Source organism: Mesorhizobium sp. M7A.F.Ca.CA.004.04.2.1 (assembly GCF_004022825.1).
Taxonomy (GTDB): domain Bacteria; phylum Pseudomonadota; class Alphaproteobacteria; order Rhizobiales; family Rhizobiaceae; genus Mesorhizobium.
Window position 1 is genome coordinate 1 of record NZ_RZPH01001230.1, and the last position, 1,554, is coordinate 1,554.

The 1,554-nt window shown below is 65.1% G+C and carries 1 protein-coding gene; it reads left to right on the forward strand.

The features are described from left to right. Nucleotides 1–105 precede the first annotated feature (105 nt). Nucleotides 106–1,554: sugar ABC transporter ATP-binding protein (locus EN893_RS33325; protein WP_164901359.1), on the forward strand; the 1,449-nt coding region annotated here is incomplete at its 3' end.

Below are 1,554 nucleotides of genomic sequence, written 5' to 3' on the forward strand. Positions count from 1 at the left end.
GAGGAATAGTCCCGATCTCGCCGCCCGGCCTCGGCATGGCCGGATTAACCGGGAAGGAGGCTTCGGCCTCCTTCCTCCCCCGCAGGTTCATCGCAGGAGCACGGCGTGACCCAGGCGCCCATTCTTGAAATCCGTGGCCTGTCCAAGGCATTCGGCCCGGTCAAGGCGCTGAGCGACGTACGGTTCGAGCTGCGGCGCGGCGAAATCCATGCACTGTGCGGAGAGAACGGCGCCGGCAAGTCGACGCTGATGAACATGATCGCCGGTGTATTGCAGCCCGACGAGGGCGACATCCTGATCGATGGTGAGCGCATTTCGATCCACTCGCCCGCAGCCGCGCAACGTCTCGGCATTGCGCTTGTCCACCAGGAGATCGCGCTCTGTCAGGACGCGACGGTTGCCGAAAACATCTACATGGCCGCGATCAACAGCCGGCGCGCGCCGCTGATGAATTTCCAAAAGCTCTATTCCGACGCCCAGAAGGTCATGGACCTGCTCGCGCCCATTCCGGTGCGCACCAGGGTCGCCGACCTCTCCATTTCCAACCAGCAGCTTGTCGAGATCGCCAAGGCGCTGACGCTCGACTGCAAGGTGTTGATGCTTGACGAGCCGACCGCGGCACTCACCGAAAGCGAAGCGCAACGCCTGTTCTCGATCGTGCGCGGGCTCAAGGAGCGGGGCATTTCGGTGGTCTATATCAGCCACCGCATGGCCGAGATATTCTCGCTGTGCGACCGCGTCACCGTCTTCCGCGACGGCCGGTACGTGGCGACCGATCAGGTCGCCGCCGTTTCACCTGACGATGTCGTGCGCAAGATGGTGGGCCGCGAAATCACCCAGCTCTATCCCGACAAGCTGGCGCCGCAACAGCCGGGGCGCCTGCTTCTCGCGGTCGAGGGGCTTTCCGATGGCCGCCGCTTCGCCGACGTCGATCTGCAGCTTCGCGCTGGCGAAATTCTCGGCATAGGCGGCCTCATCGGGGCCGGCCGCAGCGAGATCGCGCAAACGGTCTGTGGCCTCAGGCCAATGACGTCAGGAACCGTCGTGCTCGACGGAAAGCAGCTGCGGTTGCGCAGCTATGGCGATGCGGTCAAGGCGGGGCTGGTCTATCTCTCTGAGGACCGGAAAGGCTCCGGCGTGTTCCTCGATCTGCCGATCGCAGCGAACATCTCCGCGCTCGACCTCGGCCGGCTCACCGGGCCACTCGGCTTGCTCAATCGTAAGGCCGAGGATCGTCAGGCGAAGGAGTTGACCGGCAGGCTCGGCGTGCGCATGGCTGGCATTGAGGCCGCCGTCTCGACGCTGAGCGGCGGCAACCAGCAGAAGGTCGCCATCGCCAGGCAGCTGTCCGTCGATCCCAAGGTCATCATCATGGACGAGCCGACACGCGGCATCGATGTCGGCGCCAAGGTCGAGATCCACCGGCTGCTGCGCCAGCTGGCCGGCAGCGGTGTCGGCGTCATCGTCATCTCGTCGGAGCTGCCGGAGCTGATCGGTCTGTGCGACCGCGTTGTCGTGGTGCGCGAAGGCAGGATCGCCGGCGAACTCGCCGCC